Below are 20665 nucleotides of genomic sequence, written 5' to 3'. Positions count from 1 at the left end.
CAGCTAACCTATCAAGAAACAGAAAGGAGCAGGAAACCATGATCAACTTGAAAAGAGTGGGCGCTGCAGGATTCGAACCTGCGACTTCTTCCTTGTAAGGGAAGCACTCTAAACCGCTGAGTTAAGCGCCCAAATCACATAAAAATAAACAGGCAAAAGCTTGCTTTCCGAATCCCGAAGGCTTTCGGGAGAAGGTGCATTAAACGCCCTTTTTGGAGAGCACAAATATACGGATAATCTGTGTCCACACAAAACATTTTAGGTGCCTTTTTGAAGTACTAAACTATTTACAGGTTAACGCTGTTAAGTTTTAGCTTGATTTACGAGATTGATTCAAGCATCTTAGCATTTAAATTATTTTCCATTACTGGCAGATGTTATGGCTGACTATCCCTCAAATTTTGAAGCAGTAATCGCTGACGGGGCGCGAATTCCGTTCCAACGTTCGGGCACAGGATATAACGATCTTATGGCCTATGATCTGGGTCGAATGGCTATAGAAGGGCTTATCGGACGCTCAAAGATTACCGGGGACGAGATCGACCGCGTCATAATGGGTACGGTAATGCAGGATGTAAATACCAGTAACCTGGCCCGGGAATCCGCTCTCGGCGCCGGCATTCCTAATTCCGTTCCAGCTCATACTGTTACACAAGCCTGTATTTCTTCAAACCAAGCCATAACCAGTGGCATCAATTTAATACGGGCAGGACAAGCGAAAATTATCCTGGCGGGTGGAGCGGAAACTATGTCCGATATTCCTATTCGTTTTCAAAAGGAATTCCGCCAGAAACTACTTGAAGCTCGCAAATATAAGTCAATCAGTGACTTTTTGGGATTTTTTAAAGGTCTGCGTCCTTCACATCTGCTTCCGGAGATCCCCTCTATATCTGAATTTTCAACAGGTGAAACGATGGGCGAAAGCGCCGACCGAATGGCTGCCAGTTTTAACATCAGCCGTCAGGCGCAGGATGAATATGCCCTGCGTTCGCATCAACTGGCCGCCAAAGCAACCAAAGAAGGATTACTCGATCAAGAACTGTTACCGGCGGCAGTACCACCTGACTTCGAGGCCATTAAGCACGACAACACTTTTCGCGAAGATACTTCGATGGAGAAGCTAGGGAAGTTAAAACCCGCTTTTATCAAGCCGCATGGTACTATTACAGCGGGCAGCTCATCAGCATTTACGGACGGAGCATCGGCTTCGCTCATCATGGAAAAAGAAGCGGCTCTGGAACGCGGCATAACTCCGAAAGCTTACCTGCGTGCCTATACTTATGTATCGCAAAGTCCGGAGGAGGAACTGTTGCTCGGTCCGGCCTACGCCACCCCTAAAGTGTTAGAAATGATGGATCTTCAGCTTTCGGATATTGATGTTTTCGAATTTCACGAGGCGTTTGCGGGACAAGTCCTGAGCGTGCTCGAAGCACTCAGCTCAGACACTTTTGCCAAGAAAAAACTCAATCGGGACAAAAAAGTGGGTGAGATCCCCATGGATAAACTCAACTGCTGGGGAGGGTCGCTGTCGCTGGGTCATCCGTTTGGAGCCACCGGAACGCGGATTGTAACTACGGCTGCCAGTCGCCTGCATCACGAAGACGGCCGGTTTGCTCTGGTTGCAGCCTGTGCCGCAGGCGGACAGGGTCATGCTATCATTTTGGAACGGTTTACAAAATGATAATCCCAAAATTCAAAATTCCAATTATAAATTTGGTTATTCCGTCATTAAGTTATTGGAATTTTGTTATTTGATACTTGTAATTTGAAAATTACTCCTATGAATTATTTATCAACAGAAGAGCAGGATGGAATTCTGATTGTTACCATTGATCAACCTGATGAGAAAGTTAATAAGCTCAACGAACAGCTCATTTCAGAATTTGGAGATCTGTTGGCGAACACTGACCCAAAAGCTGTTGAAGGGATCATCTTGCGGAGCGGTAAAGAAAATAATTTTATTGCCGGAGCCGATGTAGAAATGCTTAAAAACAAGCAGGCTCCCGATGAAATTGAAGATCTAAGCCGACGAGGAAATACGCTGCTTTTAAAACTCAAACATTTCCCAAAACCTGTCGTCGCTGCTATTCACGGCTCATGCCTCGGCGGTGGACTAGAAGTGGCCATGGCCTGTAACTATCGGGTAGCATCCGAACATTCCGCCACGGTCATGGGCCAACCGGAAGTGAAGCTGGGGCTGTTGCCCGGCGGCGGTGGCACGCAGCGGCTTCCACGGCTTATCGGCATACAAAATGCCCTTTCGTATATGCTTACCGGCAAAAATATCTATCCACGAAAAGCTCATAAGTTGGGATTAGTGGATGAGCTAACGCATCGAGATGCTGTGCTTACCGCAGCCAAAACAGCCATCAAACAAATAAATGCTGGTAAATTTGAGCGTGAAGATAAACGGAGCCTTGCCCATCAGCTGATGGAGGGAATGAGTCCGCTAAGGAAAATTATATATTCCCAGGCTCGCAAACGGGCAAAGTCTGAAAGCAAGGGCAATTATCCCGCCCCCGAAAGAATTATCGATTGTGTGGAAGAAGGGTATGAAAACGGCATGAAAGCCGGTCTGGAGTTAGAATCTGTCAATTTTGGTAAACTGGCGGCTACTCCCGAATCAAAAGCACTGGTGAATATGTTTTTTGCCATGCAGTCCGCCAAGAAAAATCCCGATGATGATAAAGCTGTGGAGGTTAAAAAAATTGGAATACTCGGTGCGGGGCTTATGGGGTCGGGTATTGCGGATGTCAGTGCCAATAATGATTACCGCGTGTTGCTTAAAGATCAATCCGCAGATCAGGCGGTTAAAGGAAAGAAATCGATCTGGGAGGATCTCGAAAAAAAACGCAAGAAAAAGATTATCTCATCATTCGAGCGCGACCGCATCTCCAGCCTTGTTACTGCCACAGAGACCTACGATGGCTTTGAAAATGCCGGACTCGTTATTGAAGCGGTTTTTGAAGATCTGGATCTAAAACAGTCCATCTTGAAGGAGGTAGAGGAGGTCACTCACGACAACTGCATTTTTGCTTCAAACACCTCTTCCCTGCCCATCGGAAAAATTGCCGAAGCTTCACGGCGTCCCGATCAGGTTGTAGGCATGCACTATTTTTCGCCGGTGCCCAAAATGCCGCTTCTTGAAATTATCACCACCGATCAAACCGCCGATTGGGTCACGGCCACGGCCCGGCAAGTAGGCATCAAACAGGGTAAACACGTTATTGTTGTTAACGATGGTCCCGGCTTCTATACCACTCGAATACTGGCACCGTATATGAATGAAGCTTTGATGCTGCTCGAAGAGGGAATTGCTATCGAGGAATTGGACAAGCATATGAAACAGTTCGGATTTCCGGTCGGACCAACGGCCCTTTTTGATGAAGTAGGCATTGATGTGGCCGCCCATATTACCGAGGTACTGAACGACCTTTTTGCCAAGCGCGGTGTTAATCCCAATACCAAGCCGAAGGAGCTTTTGGAAAACGGCTACAAAGGCAAGAAGAATAAAAAGGGGTTTTATTTCTACCAGCAAGAAAACGGTAAGACCAAAAAGAAAGATCCCAACAGGGAGATTTATCAATATTTTGGCGGACCCGGCCGCAAGTCTATGGAATCGGAGATTGTCCAACAACGTATGATGCTTATGATGGTGAACGAGGCTGCCTGGTGCCTGCAGGAAGATATTCTGCGCAATCCCACGGACGGCGATCTCGGAGCGGTACTGGGATTAGGATTTCCTCCCTTTCTCGGGGGACCGTTTCGCTATATCGATCGCCGTGGCGCCGGAACGATCGTGCAACAGTTAGAAGACTTTGAGAAAAAACACGGACCGCGTTTCACACCGGCCGATATCCTGAAGGATTATGCTATGTCAGACAACAAGTTCCATAAGGATTAAGATCTCGTAGATCATTAAATATTTTGTTGATTCAGAGAATTGGAGCGCGCCGCCAAAAATGCTATCTTATGGTGCTATTTTTGATCATACCAATATGTAATAAAACTTAACTTTTTCATGTTTCATACAGCATTATTAATGGGTGATGCCGAAGGCAGTGGATGGACGAACCTGATCTTTTTCGGAGCAATTCTGCTAATTTTTTACTTCTTTATTATTCGTCCGCAAAGTCAGCGACAGAAAGAGATCCAAAAGATGGTTGATAATCTTGAAAAAGGAGACAAAATTGTGACATCGGGTGGAATGATTGCCCGTGTAACCACTGTTGATGAGGACACCGTGTTGGCTGAGATTGACAGCGGCGTAAAAGGACGATTCAAGAAAAGTTCTATTACGGATGTAAATCCCAATCAAGATTAATTAAGACTTTATTTCTACTATGTCCGACATCGAATTCGATAGTATAGAAGAAGCTATCGAAGATATTAAGCAGGGGCGCATTGTAATTGTTGCCGATGATGAAGATCGTGAGAACGAAGGCGATTTTGTCATGGCGGCAGAAAAAGTATCGCCCGAAGCTGTTAACCTCATGGCCAAATACGGCCGTGGGCTCATTTGTGTGCCTATCACGCGACAAAAGGCCTATTCCCTGAACCTGGACTATATGGTAAATGACGGGGCCGACCCCGACGAAGCTGCTTTTACCGTTTCGATAGATCACAAGGAATTGACGACCACCGGTATCTCAGCGGCCGACCGGGCTAATACCATTAAAGAGATGATTAAGAAAGATGCCAAGCCCGGCGATTTTCGTCGACCGGGACATATCTTTCCGCTTATTGGTACCGAAGGCGGTGTTTTGCGCCGCGCCGGACATACGGAAGCCGCTATTGACTTGGCTCAGCTTGCTGATCTTGAACCTGCTGGTATTATCTGCGAGATTATGAAAGACAACGGAGCCATGGCACGGCTGCCCGATCTGGTTGAAATTGCTGATGAATTCAATATGAAACTCATCAGCATTAAGGATCTTATTTCGTACCGGATGCAAAATGAGTCGCTGGTGCGTAAAATTGTGGATGTAGAACTGCCGACTATTTATGGCGATTTCACACTTCATGCCTTTCAGGAACGACTTACCGGTGACCATCATCTTGCGCTCTGCAAAGGTGAATGGCAGGAAGATGAGCCTGTGCTGGTGCGCGTACACTCCTCATGTATGACTGGTGATATTTTTGGATCCAAACGCTGCGACTGCGGCGAACAGCTCCACCAGGCACTGCTGCAGGTCGAAAAAGAAGGTCAGGGTGTGGTGCTCTATATGAACCAGGAAGGCCGGGGCATCGGACTTGTCAACAAGCTAAAAGCTTACAAGCTGCAGGAAGAAGGTATGGATACGGTAGAGGCCAACGAAGCGCTCGGCTTTGAACCTGATGCACGCGATTACGGCGTGGGAGCTCAGATCTTGCGCTTGCTTGATGTTTCCAAGATGCGGCTGATGACCAATAATCCTGTTAAACGGGTTGGACTAAAAAGCTTTGGGCTTGAGATGGTTGAGCGTGTGCCTATTGAGGTTGGCGCCTACCCGGAAAATGCCCGTTATCTGAAGACAAAGCGCGATAAAATGGGTCATCACCTAAAACTCGAGGATCTTGACCCCCACAGTCCGGAGTTTATTGACAGTATTGTTACGGATGAGTGAATTTTGAATACGCGATGCGTATTCACATTTTATATTTAGTAAACAGCAAAAGCCATTATACTATCCTTAACCTTAATAAGTCCTTCCTGAGTACTACTATCAAAATAGAATTACTGATTGATTAACCTGTAATTTCTAGAGACCACAGATCTGTTAAATAGCTTTGGCTATTCCACAGAGAAGCACGGAGATGGCGCAGAGCTACACAGAGTATAAAATTCTCTTCTTGATATTTTAAGACCTGACATTCGCGCTATTAGAGAAGTAACGAGAATGAGGATGAAGAAGTTTTACTCGTTACTTGTCACTCATTACTCATCATTCCTTTTCTAAATCCTCAGAAGAATTGTCCACCGTATCCACCGAAGAACTTGGATTGGGAGAAACAGACTGAGCAGATCTCATATTTTCCATTTCTTGCTCATCACGAGAATTCGTTTGGGGCATTACTTTCTGGTGAAATACAAGCATCGCAATGATAGCAGTGCTTATAGCCGCATCTGCCACATTAAAGATATACGGGAAAACAGGATAGCCGTTAATAGTTAAATTGAAATGGATAAAATCAACAACGTGTCCCTGGAGCAGTCCGCCGTAGGACTCGATATATCCCATAAACAGCCGGTCGATAATATTTCCAACCGCCCCACCGAGCACCAATCCCATACAAAAAAGATAGGGGGTGGTAGCATTATCTCTGTTATATAATACATAAGATAAAATACCGATGGTAGCTAAAATGGCAATAGCACTGATCACCTCGGTAGAAGCCCAGCGCATTCCCAGGGCCATACCCGGATTTTGGGTATAGTGAAATGATAGCCAACCGGGAATGATTTCCGAGTTGTGCCATTCAGGCGAAAGACGAATCCAGTGCTTTGTCAATTGATCCAACAGAACAACCACAAACACCGGGGCGACAAAGAATGTTAACTTGCTACGATTCAAAGGAAAACGGTATTACAGGATAAAATTATTATCGGCGCTTTAATTTTGCTTCAATACTCAGCTGTGTATGCGGTACCGCTTCAAGACGCCCTTTAGCAATTTTCTTTCCCGTCACCTTGCATACGCCATACGTCTTATTATCGATACGTTTCAAGGCGTCATTCAAATAGCGAATAAATTTTTTCGTCCGATTAAAGAGCATGTAGGTTTTCTCTCTTTCCTGTGCATCAGTTCCGGCATCGGCCATATGAAATGAATACGCAGATTCATCACTAGCGTTTTCCATGCTATCACGCAAAGTACTTTGCAGTGACTCGAGCTCCTTCTCAGCCTCCTCGCGTTTCTTTAATATTATTTCCCGGAAATATTCGAGTTCTTCATCAGAATAGGGGGAAACACGTTCTTCGTTGTTCGTTTTGTCATTGTTTGCAGATGCCATAATGCACTCACTTTCTTACTTAATTAGGGTTTCTTCTGATGGAAATAGTGGATTCATCGTCACCAATTTCCCAGTTCTTTACAAAATCTGATACTTCTAATTCTTTAGGTTCAATATCTTCAGCCAACGTCTCACTCTTGATATAGTCTTCCATTGATTCGACAGCTTCTTCGAGCTTGTCAGATCCTTCAAAACCAATAGTTATGCGATCAACAACATCGAAATCAGCCTCTTTACGCATATTTTGAATACGATTTACAAACTCACGTGCCAGCCCTTCTTTTACCAGCTCTGGCGTCAATTCGGTATCTAGGGCAACACTTAAGCCAGCTTCTGTCTCAACCGACCATCCTTCAAGTCCGGTTCGGCTAATCTCGAGGCCTTCGCTGCCCAGCTGAACGATACCGTCTTCACCCAGATCCAGCTCAATAGATCCTGTCTCCTCGTATTTCGTTATTTCTTCAGTTGACAGCTCAGAAACTTTAGCCGCCACAGGCTTCATTTTGGATCCTAACTTCTTACCCAACAGCGGATAGTTAGGCTTAGCTGTTTTTTCAACGATACCCGAATCGTCGTCTACAAACTGTATTTCTTTAACATTGACTTCATCTAATATAATATCTTTTACTGATTCTACCGCCTGTCGATCTTCTTCTTTATCAATTGGTAATATAATACGAGCCAGCGGCTGCCGAACATTTATTTCAAGCTTATTTCGCAGACTCAATACCATTGATGATATCTGGCGCGCCAGCTGCATTCGGTGTTCAAGCGATTTATCAATGGCCGTCTCCTCTACTGTGGGATAAAATGATATATGCACCGACTCTTCATCTGCTTCGGTGACTTGATTTAATCGCTGATACAACCACTCTCCCAAAAATGGCGCGATTGGGCTTATTAATTTAGCCAAATCTACCAAACATTCATACAGTGTTTGATAAGCGGCTTGTTTATCTAAACTTTTGCCCTCTTTCCAAAAACGACGCCTGTTTCTCCTTACATACCAGTTACTTAGCTGATCCACAAAATTTTCAATAGCACGCGCTGCTTTGGTAGGCTCATAATCATCCAAATATTCATCAACCAGTTTTACCGTCGTATTGAGCCTGGAAATAATCCATCGATCCATCTCTGTACGGTCGCTAACAGGTATCTGTGATCCCGAATAGACAAAGCCGTCGATGTTGGCATACATAGCAAAGAAAGAGTAAGAATTAACAATGGTATTGAAAAATTTTCGCTGTGTTTCGCGCAATCCCTCTTTGCTAAACCGCAGATTCTCCCAAGGTGAAGAATTGCTCATCATGTACCACCGTACCGTATCGGCGCCATATTCCTGAATCACTTCAAACGGCTCAACGGTGTTACCTTTTGACTTACTCATTTTATTGCCGTCCTTATCAAGCACCAGCCCATTCGACACTACATTTTTATAAGCAGGCTGATCAAAGAGCATCGTTCCAAGCGCATGTAACGTATAAAACCAGCCGCGCGTTTGATCTACACCTTCGGCAATAAAATCGGCGGGAAAGTTTTTCTTAAACTTATCTTTATTCTCGAATGGATAGTGCCACTGTGCAAACGGCATTGAGCCGGAGTCGAACCACACATCCATCAGATCGGGAATACGGCGCATTGTACCGCCGTCGGGACCTTCCCAGGTAATTTCATCGATATGCGGACGGTGAAGATCAATTTCTTCATCATCGGAGAGACCGGCTTTCTTCTTCAGCTCTTCGAGACTGCCGACAACTTCGATATGTTCAGGATTTTTATCGCTGATCCACAGTGGTATCGGCGTGCCCCAGTAACGCTGTCGCGAAATCGCCCAATCGACATTATTTTCCAGCCAGGTTCCGAATCGGCCGGAACCCGTACTTGGCGGTTTCCAGTTAATCTTCTTGTTGAAATCAACCATCTTGTCTTTCACATCAGTTGTACGAATAAACCACGATTCAACCGGATACTGCATGAGCGGCGTGCCTTTCCGCCAGTCGTGCGGATAGTTGTGCACGTATGTTTCGTGCTTATACATCAGGTGCTTATCCTTGATAGCACGAGCGATTCCTTTATCCGCATCCTTGAACCACTCTCCTTCAAAATCGGGCACTTTTTCTGTGAACTTGCCATCCTCATCAATAGGATTAAACATGGGAATATTATGTTCTTGTCCCATTTTGTAGTCATCAGCCCCAAAAGCCGGCGCCGTATGGACCACACCAGTACCCTCTTCGGTTGTAACAAAATCGGCAGAAACGACTCTCCAAGCTTCTTCCTTGTCATATTCTTCAAGCGCATAATCGAATACAGGATCATAGGTCCATCCTATCAGCTCTTCACCCTTAAACTCTTCGACTATTTCGTAATCATGATCGATCACTTCGTCGATGCACTCTTTGGCCATAATATAAAACTCGGTGCGATCGCCTTCGGAAAGCTTGATCTTCGCGTAATCCAATTCAGGATTCACAGCCAAGGCCATATTTGAGATGATCGTCCACGGTGTTGTGGTCCACGCCAAAAAGTACACGTCATCGGCCATCGCTACTTTAAACTTCACAAAGATGGAGGGATCCTGCACCTCCTCGTAGCCCTGTGCTACCTCATGCGAAGACAGCACCGTACCGGAACCAGGAGAATACCATTGAATTTTATATCCTTGATAGACCAGATCCTTTTCATAAAGTGTCTTAAACGCCCACCAAACCGATTCAATGTAATCATTGTCAAAGGTAATATAGGGATCATCTAAATCCACCCAGTAAGCCATGCGATTTGTGAGCTTATCCCACAGATCTTTGTATTTAAGCACGCTGTTGCGGCAATGCTCGTTGTATTCCGCAATGCCATATTGCTCAACCTGTTCACGTCCTTCAAGATCCAGCTCCTTTTCGACTTCAATCTCTACAGGCAGGCCGTGTGTGTCCCAACCAGCTTTACGCTCAACACGATACCCCTTCAGTGTTTTATAACGGCAAAACATATCCTTAACGGTGCGCGACATTACATGATGAATGCCGGGCTTGCCGTTTGCTGTGGGAGGTCCCTCGTAAAATGTAAAGGGAATACCTTCTTCGCGGGTAGAAAGACTTTTCTCAAAAATATCATTCTCTTTCCACCACTTGAGCGTTTCAACTTCAAGTTTTGAAAAATTTAGTTTTTTAACTTCGTCAAACTGTTTACTCATAAAGGGTGTTATACCTTCCGATTGGCTTTTTGGTAAAGCTACAAATATAGAATTTTTCCCGATCTAACAGTAGCCAAACTTTCTTTTTATTTAGATCGTCAAATTATTTGAGCCCCTAAGATACAAGTCTTAACTCACCAATTCACATTATATAAATGAATTTTCATCATTAGCGCCCTATAAAAAGCAATGCCAAAGCAAGTTGCAAGTTATATCACTACTTTATTGTTAGACCTCTTTATTTTATCCTTACCTAACTAAAAAGAGCAACCGCTAATTTTCACTTAGCTATCTATGGAAATACCTGTAACTGAACCGATCACTCAAAATAATCCCTATAAAATCTGTTTTGTCTGTCTGGGAAATATCTGCCGAAGTCCGACAGCGGAAGGTGTTTTTCAACATTTGGTAAAAGAACGCGGATTAGAGGATTATTTTGAAGTAGATTCGGCAGGAACATCGGCTTATCATGTGGGAGAATCCGCCAACAAACACAGCCAGAGAACAGCCCAAAAACACGGGATTACGCTTCATTCCAAGGCCCGTCAATTTGAGCCGACAGATCTTGGACGTTTTGACCTGGTGCTGGCCATGGATAACAAAAACCTGAATAATGTCCGCCAGATGACCAACGGAAATCAGGAGCAGATGATCGGCCGTATGCGCGATTTTGATCCCAATCCGGGTAATGGGGAAGTGCCTGATCCCTATTATGGCGGTTCCGAAGGCTTTGAAAATGTGTTCCAAATTGTGAAACGAAGCTGTCAGCAGCTACTGGATGAACTTGAAAAACATATTGAACGCTGATTTATGATTCCCGACTCTGTTCAACAGGAAATTAGTCAATCGCTGGGACAAGATATCACCTCGTCCCAAAGTGTATCAGGCGGTAGCATTAACAGAGCTGCCAAAGTTACGCTTGATGACGGCCGATCCTGCTTCCTGAAATGGAATACCACGGCTGATCCAAATATGTTTACTGTTGAAGAAAAGGGATTGGAACTACTTAAATCGGCTGATACTGATCTGCGTGTGCCAAAGGTATTGATAACAGGCGAAACGCACAATGGCACTGGATTTCTCCTGCAGGAATTCGTTTCGGAGGGGCGCTCGAACCCGAATTCTGCCGAGGAATTTGGGCAGGCACTGGCTGCGCTTCATCAGCATCATGAAGAGCGGTATGGACTGGATCACGACAACTATATCGGTCGCTTACCACAGTCTAACAGTTGGCATAATGACTGGATTGATTTTTTTGTAGAGGAACGGATGGAACCCCAGCTAAAAATGGCTACGGATGCCGGCAAGCTGGAATCGAGTACGGTTGCTCATTTTGAATCGATGTACAAGCAACTGCTGGATATTTTCCCGGATGAGCCTCCAAGTTTATTACATGGCGACCTTTGGGGCGGTAACTATTTTTTTGATGAGTCTGGCGTTGCTACTATCTATGATCCGGCGGTGTATTATGGACATCGCGAAATCGAGCTGGCATTTACTCATCTCTTTGGCGGATTTCCGGGCAATTTCTACAGTGCGTACGAGGAGACTTATCCACTGAAGAATGGATTTTCCCAACGAAAGGATCTGTATAATCTTTATCCGCTGCTGGTGCACACCAATCTATTCGGCGGCAGCTATGCCCGGCAAGTCGAGGGAATCGTACGACAATTTTGATGTAAGGCCGCTATACAAAACTAATTTTACCACTAAGCCGCACTAAGAAAACACAGATTCACAAAGATACAAACGAGATTCTCTGTGAATCTTTGCGTATCCTTGGTGTTACTTTGAGAAATAAACTTGCTATATCTCTTTTATGGATAACACTCCTGAACGTATTATAAGCCTGGTCCCCAGTCTCACCGAATTAGTTATCGATTTGGGACTCGAGGACCATCTGGTTGGACGGACGCGCTTCTGTGTTCATCCCAAAGAAAAAGTGGAAGAAATACCTATTATTGGCGGCACAAAGAATCCACGGCTGGATAAAATCCGGCAAAAAAATCCCGACTATATTATTGCCAACAAAGAAGAAAACCGTCCGGAGCATATCAAAGATTTGATGAAGGATTTTGAAATCAATGTAACTGATATTGCCACTATTGAGGATGCTTTAATCACTATTCACGAGCTGGGTCAGGTATTGAATAAAACCAAAGAGGCAAAACAGTTGATTTCCGACATCCAGCAGCGCCTGGATGAACGCCCAGACGAAAACGAGCTGCGCACCGCCTATATGATCTGGAAAGATCCCTGGATGACCGTCGGACATGATACCTATATCCATGATGTGCTTGCACACTGGAACTTACCAAACGTATTTGCTGACAAGAAACGATATCCAACATTCAAACTGGAAGATCTGAGACAGTATAATCCCGATCTTATTCTTCTGAGCAGCGAACCCTATCCCTTCAAAGAAAAACATATGGCACAAGTTGAGGAAGCTTGTCCGGCCGCGCGAGTCTTGTTGGTAGAGGGAGAATGGTTTAGCTGGTACGGATCTCATATGAAACATTCTTTTGGGCGCCTAAATGCGTGGAGGAAAACCATTGCTTAAATGGTTAACTTTAAATGTGATTCACGGAACCAGCTACCGGCTGCACTATAATGCCGAGAACAATCGTTACCTTGTATGCAAAGCTTCGCTATTAAAAAATACCTTGTTTTTGTTTTTGTGGGATTAAGCATCCTTTCCCAAGACCTGGCTGCACAACAACAGATGCAAAGCAACGAGTATACTGAAGCTCATTCCGCTTATATTGATGGATTGGCGGCCTTTGAAAATGAGGATTATGAGCGTGCTCTGGATCTACTCAACACGGCCTACGTAAAGCTACCTGACCATCCCGGAATTAACTTCGCCCTGGCAGATGCGTACTTCCAGATAAACGATATCGGAAATGCAGAATACTATGGTAAGCAAGCGATAAAACTGGATCCGGAAAACCGTTGGTTCCGTCTGAAGCTTGTCGATATTTACCAATCAGCAGGCAACTTGGAAGCTGCTATTAATGAGCTCAATAAGGCATTGGAGTATCATCCGGACCAAAAAGATTTACTTCATGAGCTGGCTGAACTGTATAGCAATAAGGGGGATCTCCGAAAAGCAAACGAAATTTACGGTAGGCTGACGCGCATTTCGGGTAATGATGTAAGTATAAGATTACAACGGCTGCAAAACTTTAACAGGCTGGGCATGCGGGATTCTGTTGTTTCCGAACTGGAACAAATACGAAAGCTCGACCCGGGAAACCTGTCAACGCTGCAGGTACTCAGCAATCATTACCTGGAAATGGATCGACTGGAAGAGGCCCGCAAATTACTCCAAAAAGCACTGCAGATCAATCGCAGTGACCCACAGACCTTGATTATGCTCTCCGATGTCTATATGGAAGAAGAAAAATGGGACAGTGTAGGCGTAACGCTCGGCAATGTTGTTGCGGATTCGGCGGTATCACCGCAAACAAAATTAAAAGTAGGCAATTATCTCTATTCAACATTCCGAGAACACCAAAAAAACACAGAGGTCCAAAAAGCCACCAGTGCAGTTTTTCAAAAGATAGTGGACTCTGAACCGGAATCGGGCGAACTGTGGGATCTAGCCGCCGATTTTTTTACTGAAACAGGTCAAACGGATCGTGCTTTACATGCCCTCGAACGCACAACCGAGCTTATGCCCGGCAACGATTCGGCCTGGCACCATCGATTGCAATTACTGATGCAAGAAGGAAAAAATGAGGAAACAATCATCGCCGGAAAGAAAGCTGTTGAGCATGTTCCTCAAGATCCGGTTGTGCTGTATTTTCTGGGCAATGCCTATCTATCAAGTCAGCAGTTTGAAAAAGCTATTGAAAATCTAAAAGAGGCCTCTGAACTTCCGGCACGATCTCCTTTAAAAACAAATATTTATAGCTCGCTTGGTAATGCGTATGCCGCCACTGAAAATTGGGATGAGGCTTTTGAATATTATGAGCAGTCGCTTAACATTAATGCTGAAAATGCGGTGGTGTTAAACAACTACGCCTATTACCTTGCACAGCAGCGAAAAGATCTCTCGAAAGCCGAACAGATGGCTCGTAAAGCTACCGAACTTGATCCCGAAAATCCGTCCTACCTGGATACATTGGGCTGGGTATTTTACCATCAAGATGAATATGAAAAAGCCGAGAAATATATCAGAAAAGCCGTTGAAAACGGTCGGGCCAGCGCCGAGGTGCTGGAACATATGGGTGATGTTCTGGATAAACTGGATAAGACAGAAGAAGCTAAAACCTGGTGGCAAAAAGCGTTTGAAAAGGATTCGTCACGTACCTATTTGCAAGAAAAAATATCAAACTAAGTGAACTGTATACTGCGACACATTCCGTTCTTTTTATTAGGGATTCTGGGACTAGCTATACTATCTTGTTCGGGCTCCGGCGAACTTGCACAAGAAGGGCTGGGCGATTTTGAACCGTCTCAAGTAAAGGTTTCGGAAATTATCAGCCAACTGCCTGATTACAGTAATGATCTACAAACTATAAAGGGCAAAGGACGGGCTATCGTTAGTGAGCCGGGGAACTCTGAACGCGTAACAATCTTATTCTCAAGTAATCGTGACAAAAGCCTTGTGACCGTGCGCAACAGTATCGGTGTTGAAGGGGGGCAACTTCTTACTGATGGAGATACTCTACTGGTCTACAATAAGATTGATGAGTTTGCCCAAAAGATGCCGGTTCGGGGCAGCAACCTTAATCGCATCAACCGAATAGCATCACTTAATATTTTGGATATGATCAATTATGTAACTATATCAGAAAACGTAGAGTCGGTATTTGAAAGCGATGATATGTATCAGCTGAAGTTGTCATCGGGCACAAATATTTTTGTCGACAAATATTCTCACCTGATTCGTCAAGTGGTGCAACCAACAAATAGTGATATGCCATACTCAAAAATTATTTACGAGGGATATACTTCAATCGAAGGGTTCACCCTTCCGCGAAGAATTAGTATCTTTGGAGCAGAGGAGAAGTCAAAAGTAGCATTACAATTAACAAACCTGGAACTGAATCCCCCATTGGATCCTTTAACTATTGAGATACCAGAAGATATTCCGGTTTACGAACAATGAATAGAATATATGCTTACATAATTTCGGTCCTGTGCCTGACTTTTATCACCTCTTTAGCTTTTGGTCAAAACAGAGGTGTACAGGATTATCAGCAGATGCGTGAAGAGATTGTTCAAAAGCAGGAGAATACGCGCGCCGAGATACAGCAGCTGAGTAAACAGATCCAAAAATTTGAAGAACGATTTGAGCTAGCCGATCAGAAATATGAGGCTCTCTACGAAAAATACCAGGATCTGAAACAGCTTATCGCGCTTCAGGATCAAAAAATATCGAAACTGGAAAGCGAACAGGCTCAAATTCAGGAAGAAATCGATTTTACAACCCGATCGCTTGAAGATAAGCGGCGAGAGCTGAATCAGCTTATTGAAGACTACAAGAAAACACTGGGATATTTGTATAAGCACGGACGCACCTCACAGCTGGCACTTATTTTTTCTTCCTCATCCATAAATCAGATGCTGATTCGTGCCTTTTACCTCGAAAAGTTTAATGATTTCCGCAAACAACAAGCCGAAGAAATACGAGAAACGGAACAAGAACTCGAACAAACAAAAGCAGAGCTTGAAAAAGCAAAATCGAAAAATGAGGAAGTACTGGCAGAAATAAAGAATGAAAAAGAGGAACTGGCCAAAAAGAAACAACAGCAGGAACAAAATGTAGCGCTGCTGCGTGAAAATCGGGATAAGATCAAAGAATCATTAAAACGAGCACAGGAACAGTACGAAAATCTTGAAAACACACTTGCTTCTTACGAAGAACGAGAGAAAGAGATTGAAGAAGATATTAAAGAAGCACAACGCCGTGAAATCCGCCGTCGTGAACTAGAACGACAACGAAATCTTGCAGAGGCTAAAAAAATAAAAGATGATGTCCAACGATCCCGCGAGGTTGCCAAGTACTCCGAACCAATCGAAGAAAAAGAGGTGATGGATAATACCAGCTCTGAAAGATTGGAAGAAAGTTTTGCAAACTATAAAGGACGCCTGCCCTGGCCTGTGGAGAGTCGTACCATTTCAGAACATTTCGGTAATCGCCGGCATCCGGTTTATGGCACGGTAACACCGCGACTGGGTATCGAAATTGTGACCGATGAAGAAGCTTCAGTTCAGGTTGTTCATGACGGACATGTTATAGACATCACGCCAATCCCGGGATATGGCGATGCTGTTATAGTGAAGCATGGCCGATTTATTACCGCTTATGCTAATCTTAGTCAAATTTTAATACGAAAGAATGAAATTGTTGAACAGGGAGATATTATTGGTCTCTCCGGTGATGAGGATTCCCCGAGAGGAGAAAGCCTCTTCTTCCTGATTCGTGAAAACAACGAAAATCTGGATCCTGAACAGTGGCTGCAAACGGAAGCTGTATCCAGTAAACACTGATTGGCTTCGAACTGCATTTATCGTATGTTTCCGGCGCTATTTTTATAACAGATTTTCCATAACATTATGACCAATTGGCAGCGCATTTTTGCATTTGTAACCGGAGCAATTGTTTTCGGACTGCTCCTGATAATCATCTCCAACAGCTACATCCAATATGTAGCCCATGAAGGAATGACTGGCTATCTGTTTCTTTTGGGATTCGGGCTCATCTATCTAAATCTGAACTTTGGCCTAAGTCGCCGCTTTACCATAAAAGCCTTGGATTTAGACTGGGTCTCTTATCTGATGGCTGCTCTGACCATTTTACCAACCATTTTCTGGGTCTATACCAAAGATGTAGGGCTCGGTGAAATGCACTTACTCTTCGTACTGACCACTATCTTCTCTGCCTTTCTCGGTACTTACTTCGGAATCCGCCGGGGTATCGTGAAACGCAACAAATATATTCAACAATTACGAGAGGACGATCAGGATTTACCGGATTCTCTGAAGCGTCCTCATGATGATCTGAGTGTTAATTAGTTATTGGGATATAAGGATATTAGGGTATAAGGGTATAGGATCTGAACCACCTTATTCCCCCATAGCTGTTCTCAAAAACATTTTACATCATTCGAGTCACAATTTTTTTATAGTATAGACGCATTTTAATTTAATTCTTCTGCTATGCAAAAAGCTATTTCTCTTTTCGGATTTGTTGCCTTATTAACTATGTCAACATTTTCACTTCAAGCTCAACCCGACCGAATCACCGGCGAACAGTTTGCCACTCGCTCTGCTGTGATTGCTGAAAACGGTATGGTAGCTACGAGTCAGCCACTGGCAGCTCAAATTGGACTTGACATCCTTAAAAACGGCGGTAATGCCATTGATGCTGCCATTGCTACTAATGCCGCACTCGGACTTATGGAACCGACCGGCAATGGTATCGGCGGTGATTTATATGCCATTGTTTGGTCAGCCGAAGATAAAGAGCTATATGGCCTGAATGCCAGCGGACGATCTCCGATGGGGCTCTCATACGAACAGATGAAAGAAGAAATTGAAAAACGAGATCGTGAAGGCATTCCTTATTATGGGATGTTACCTATTTCTGTACCGGGTGCCGTGGACGGCTGGTTTGAGCTTCATGAAAAACTGGGAAGCAAACCGATGAATGAAATTCTCGCTCCGTCTATCCAATATGCCGAAGAAGGATTTCCTGTAAGTGAGCTCATTGCCTACTACTGGGATATCGGAGCTCAACTCCATAATGATCGTCCCGGTGCTTTTAAAGAAGAGATGACAAAAGATGGACGAGCGCCCGAAAAAGGTGAAATTATGAAGCGCCCCGAGCTCGCTAACACCTACCGCCTGTTAGCCGATCAGGGACGTGAAGCTTTTTATGAGGGAGAAATTGCCGATAAGATTGATCAGTTCATGCGCGAGAATGGCGGTTATCTCCGCAAAGAGGATTTTGAACAGCACAGCTCAACATGGGTTGAACCTGTTTCGGTCAATTACCGCGGATATGATGTTTATGAACTTCCACCAAACGGGCAGGGTATTGCAGCACTGCAAATCCTGCAAATCCTGGAGGAATTTGATCTTGAATCGATGGGATTTGGCAGTGAAGAGGCATTACATATAATGACAGAAGCTAAAAAGCTGGCCTTTGAAGATCGGGCAAAGTTATACGCCGATATGGACTTTGCAGACGTGCCGGTTCAAGAGTTAATCTCAAAAGAATATGCAAAGGAAAGAATAGAACAAATCGGGGAATCTGCATCTAATAGTGTAAGGGCGGGAATGGATAAACTGGAAGACGGTGATACCATATATTTGACCACTGCCGACAGTGAAGGCAATATGGTCTCGCTCATTCAGAGTAACTACGCCGGTATGGGTTCCGGAATTACTGTTCCCGGTCTAGGATTTGTCTTTCAGAATCGCGGCAATCTTTTTTCAATGGATCCCGACCATGCCAATGTCTATGAACCCGGCAAGCGTCCATTCCATACGATTATTCCCGCTTTTGTGATGAAAGACGAACAGCCTTTTATGAGTTTTGGTGTAATGGGCGGAGGTATGCAGCCGCAGGGACACGTGCAGATTCTTACTAATATGATCGATTTCGGGATGAATATTCAAGAAGCCGGAGATGCCCCCCGTTGGCGACATACTGGCTCCACTCAGCCCACTGATGATGCCGATGATTACCTGCAGGACGGCGGCACTTTAAACCTGGAATCCGGATATGATTATCAGACAATACGCGACCTTATGAAACGCGGACATGATGTCGCCTATGATGTTGGAAGCTATGGTGGATACCAGGCTATCATGTGGGATCCGGAAGAGGGAGTCTATTACGGAGCTTCGGAATCCCGAAAAGATGGTCAAGCTGTTGGGTATTAGTGAGTATTGAGTAGTGTGAGATCTTACTTCGTTCCCAGTTCCCACACGCTGCATTTCGGGTTGGTGGGGTATTCTTATTATTTCATCCATCCGATGGCAATCCCAGCCATCGGATGGAACAGTTTTCCAACAAAATGGAGTCCAGCTCGGAGGTTGGACTCCATTTTTTCATGATGAACGGTGAAGGAACTCGTTCATCTAACTTTAGTTAGCATATAAGTAGATGAACCTATTCTACATCTCATAAATCCTGCATCATATGCGGTTTCTACTTATTTCATTTTTGTTATTCACTACTATTGGATGCAATAACTCTGATCCGACTAGTAACGAGGAAGAACCGCCGAACGAAGATGTCACCTACCAAGCCGTTGATGCATTTCCCAACCTCTCTTTCAATCGGCCGATAGATCTGCAAGACCCCGGTGATGAGAGTGGACGCCTTTTCGTAGTCGAACAGGCAGGTACCATCCGTGTATTTGAGAACGATTCATCGACAGAAGATGCATCTGTATTCCTGAACATTGAGAGTCAGGTTGAAGACAGCGGAAACGAAGAAGGATTATTGGGACTCGCTTTCCATCCCGACTATGAAAACAACGGCTATTTTTACGTGAATTATACTGCTTCTAATCCCGACCGGACAGTTATCAGCCGCTTCCAGGTTTCAGATCAAAACCAGAATGAGGCCGACACAAACAGCGAGCAGGAAATTTTAACGTTTGAACAGCCATACTCAAATCACAACGGCGGTCAGCTAGCCTTTGGTCCTGACGGTTATCTCTATATTGCAGTCGGTGACGGCGGCTCCGGTGGTGATCCCCAGAACAACGGACAGGATCGCAGCACACTGCTGGGGAGCATCCTTAGAATTGATGTGGATACTCAGCAAGACGGGAACAACTATGGGATACCACCAGATAATCCTTTTGCGGGAAATGATGAAGGCTTCCGCGAAGAAATATACGCCTATGGTCTTCGAAATCCCTGGCGTTTTAGCTTTGATGATAAAATTGACCGGCTTTGGGCTGCAGATGTGGGACAAAATGACTACGAGGAGATTAATATAATCGAGCCGGGCGAAAATTACGGCTGGAATGTTATGGAGGGTATGCACTGCTTTGATCCTCCCGACGACTGCGATCAATCCGGACTGGAACTGCCGGTTTGGGAGTACGGTCGCAGTAAAGGGATATCGGTAACGGGCGGATTTGTTTATCGTGGTCCCACACATGAAGGATTGGAAGGCTTGTATATTTATGGGGATTACGGCTCCGGTAAAATATGGGCGCTGGATTATGATGGATCAGATGATCCGGAAAACACCGAGCTCCTGGAGGTTGATTTTCAGATTCCGTCATTTGGCACAGATGCTGATAATGAACTTTATATTTTGGGATTTGACGGCAGCATTTACCGGCTTGAGGCTGTTTCTTCTGATTAGTAATGAGTACTTGAGTAGTGAGAGGCCAAAGATGGATGCTGGTGGAGCTAGGCTTCATTTGTTGAGGTCTTTTCAAAACCGAATTGTCACCCTGTCCGCCAGCTGGTGGATCAGGGTCTGTTGCAAAAATTGCA

General features: G+C 44.6%; 16 protein-coding genes and 1 tRNA gene. 13 read left to right on the top strand and 4 right to left on the bottom strand.

Annotation, left to right across the window (positions count from 1 at the left end; all coding sequences use genetic code 11):
* Window positions 1-57 precede the first annotated feature (57 nt).
* A tRNA-Val gene (locus ACT3ID_RS02520) sits at window positions 58-131 on the bottom strand.
* A gap of 248 nt (window positions 132-379) precedes the next feature.
* On the opposite strand from ACT3ID_RS02520, the gene ACT3ID_RS02515 reads away from it, so the two are divergent.
* The 4 genes from ACT3ID_RS02515 to ACT3ID_RS02500 all read left to right on the top strand — a co-directional run bounded on the left by ACT3ID_RS02515 (window position 380) and on the right by ACT3ID_RS02500 (window position 5606).
* Window positions 380-1681, top strand: a complete 1302-nt coding sequence (locus ACT3ID_RS02515; protein WP_491540401.1) for a thiolase family protein — start codon at window positions 380-382, stop codon at window positions 1679-1681.
* A gap of 99 nt (window positions 1682-1780) precedes the next feature.
* Complete coding sequence (locus ACT3ID_RS02510) at window positions 1781-3904, top strand: 3-hydroxyacyl-CoA dehydrogenase NAD-binding domain-containing protein (RefSeq protein WP_491540400.1); 2124 nt, start codon at window positions 1781-1783, stop codon at window positions 3902-3904.
* A 117-nt stretch (window positions 3905-4021) separates the two neighbouring features.
* Complete coding sequence (gene yajC / locus ACT3ID_RS02505; RefSeq protein WP_491540399.1) at window positions 4022-4324, top strand: preprotein translocase subunit YajC; 303 nt, start codon at window positions 4022-4024, stop codon at window positions 4322-4324.
* 19 nt (window positions 4325-4343) lie between these two features.
* Window positions 4344-5606, top strand: a complete 1263-nt coding sequence (locus tag ACT3ID_RS02500) for a bifunctional 3,4-dihydroxy-2-butanone-4-phosphate synthase/GTP cyclohydrolase II (RefSeq protein WP_491540398.1) — start codon at window positions 4344-4346, stop codon at window positions 5604-5606.
* A gap of 318 nt (window positions 5607-5924) precedes the next feature.
* Here ACT3ID_RS02500 and ACT3ID_RS02495 read toward each other — a convergent pair whose 3' ends face one another.
* From ACT3ID_RS02495 to ileS, 3 genes are read right to left on the bottom strand one after another with little or no spacing between them, the layout of a single operon-like run.
* Window positions 5925-6554, bottom strand: a complete 630-nt coding sequence (locus ACT3ID_RS02495; protein WP_491540397.1) for a signal peptidase II — start codon at window positions 6552-6554, stop codon at window positions 5925-5927.
* A gap of 28 nt (window positions 6555-6582) precedes the next feature.
* Window positions 6583-6993, bottom strand: a complete 411-nt coding sequence (locus tag ACT3ID_RS02490; protein ID WP_491540396.1) for a TraR/DksA family transcriptional regulator — start codon at window positions 6991-6993, stop codon at window positions 6583-6585.
* Window positions 6994-7012: 19 nt separating this feature from the next.
* The gene (gene ileS, locus ACT3ID_RS02485) at window positions 7013-10183 is read right to left on the bottom strand and encodes an isoleucine--tRNA ligase (protein ID WP_491540395.1); all 3171 of its coding nucleotides are present in this window, start codon (window positions 10181-10183) and stop codon (window positions 7013-7015) included.
* A gap of 294 nt (window positions 10184-10477) precedes the next feature.
* Here ileS and ACT3ID_RS02480 point away from each other — a divergent pair, with 294 nt between their 5' ends.
* The 9 genes from ACT3ID_RS02480 (at window position 10478) to ACT3ID_RS02440 (ending at window position 20531) form a co-directional block, all read left to right on the top strand.
* A complete protein-coding gene (locus tag ACT3ID_RS02480) occupies window positions 10478-10990 on the top strand; it encodes a low molecular weight protein-tyrosine-phosphatase (RefSeq protein WP_491540394.1) in 513 nt (170 codons plus the stop codon).
* Window positions 10991-10993: 3 nt separating this feature from the next.
* Window positions 10994-11860, top strand: a complete 867-nt coding sequence (locus ACT3ID_RS02475; RefSeq protein WP_491540393.1) for a fructosamine kinase family protein — start codon at window positions 10994-10996, stop codon at window positions 11858-11860.
* 142 nt (window positions 11861-12002) lie between these two features.
* Window positions 12003-12746, top strand: coding sequence for a helical backbone metal receptor (locus ACT3ID_RS02470; RefSeq protein ID WP_491540392.1), 744 nt, complete (start codon window positions 12003-12005; stop codon window positions 12744-12746).
* Between the two features lie 75 nt (window positions 12747-12821).
* Window positions 12822-14528 carry a tetratricopeptide repeat protein gene (locus tag ACT3ID_RS02465; protein ID WP_491540391.1) on the top strand — a complete coding sequence of 569 codons (1707 nt, stop codon included), beginning with the start codon at window positions 12822-12824 and terminating at the stop codon, window positions 14526-14528.
* Complete coding sequence (locus tag ACT3ID_RS02460) at window positions 14529-15302, top strand: DUF4292 domain-containing protein (protein ID WP_491540390.1); 774 nt, start codon at window positions 14529-14531, stop codon at window positions 15300-15302.
* A complete protein-coding gene (locus ACT3ID_RS02455; RefSeq protein ID WP_491540389.1) occupies window positions 15299-16687 on the top strand; it encodes a murein hydrolase activator EnvC family protein in 1389 nt (462 codons plus the stop codon). Before ACT3ID_RS02460 ends, ACT3ID_RS02455 begins: the two co-directional genes overlap by 4 nt.
* 66 nt (window positions 16688-16753) lie before the next feature.
* Window positions 16754-17212, top strand: a complete 459-nt coding sequence (locus ACT3ID_RS02450; RefSeq protein ID WP_491540388.1) for a hypothetical protein — start codon at window positions 16754-16756, stop codon at window positions 17210-17212.
* A gap of 144 nt (window positions 17213-17356) precedes the next feature.
* Window positions 17357-19087 carry a gamma-glutamyltransferase gene (ggt, locus tag ACT3ID_RS02445; RefSeq protein ID WP_491540387.1) on the top strand — a complete coding sequence of 577 codons (1731 nt, stop codon included), beginning with the start codon at window positions 17357-17359 and terminating at the stop codon, window positions 19085-19087.
* Window positions 19088-19346: 259 nt separating this feature from the next.
* Window positions 19347-20531 (top strand): PQQ-dependent sugar dehydrogenase, encoded by a 1185-nt coding sequence (locus ACT3ID_RS02440; RefSeq protein WP_491540386.1) that lies wholly within the window; start codon window positions 19347-19349, stop codon window positions 20529-20531.
* Window positions 20532-20665: the final 134 nt, after the last annotated feature.

Source organism: Fodinibius sp. GM108 (genome assembly GCF_058386985.1).
This window is presented reverse-complemented; position numbering and strand designations above follow the sequence as displayed.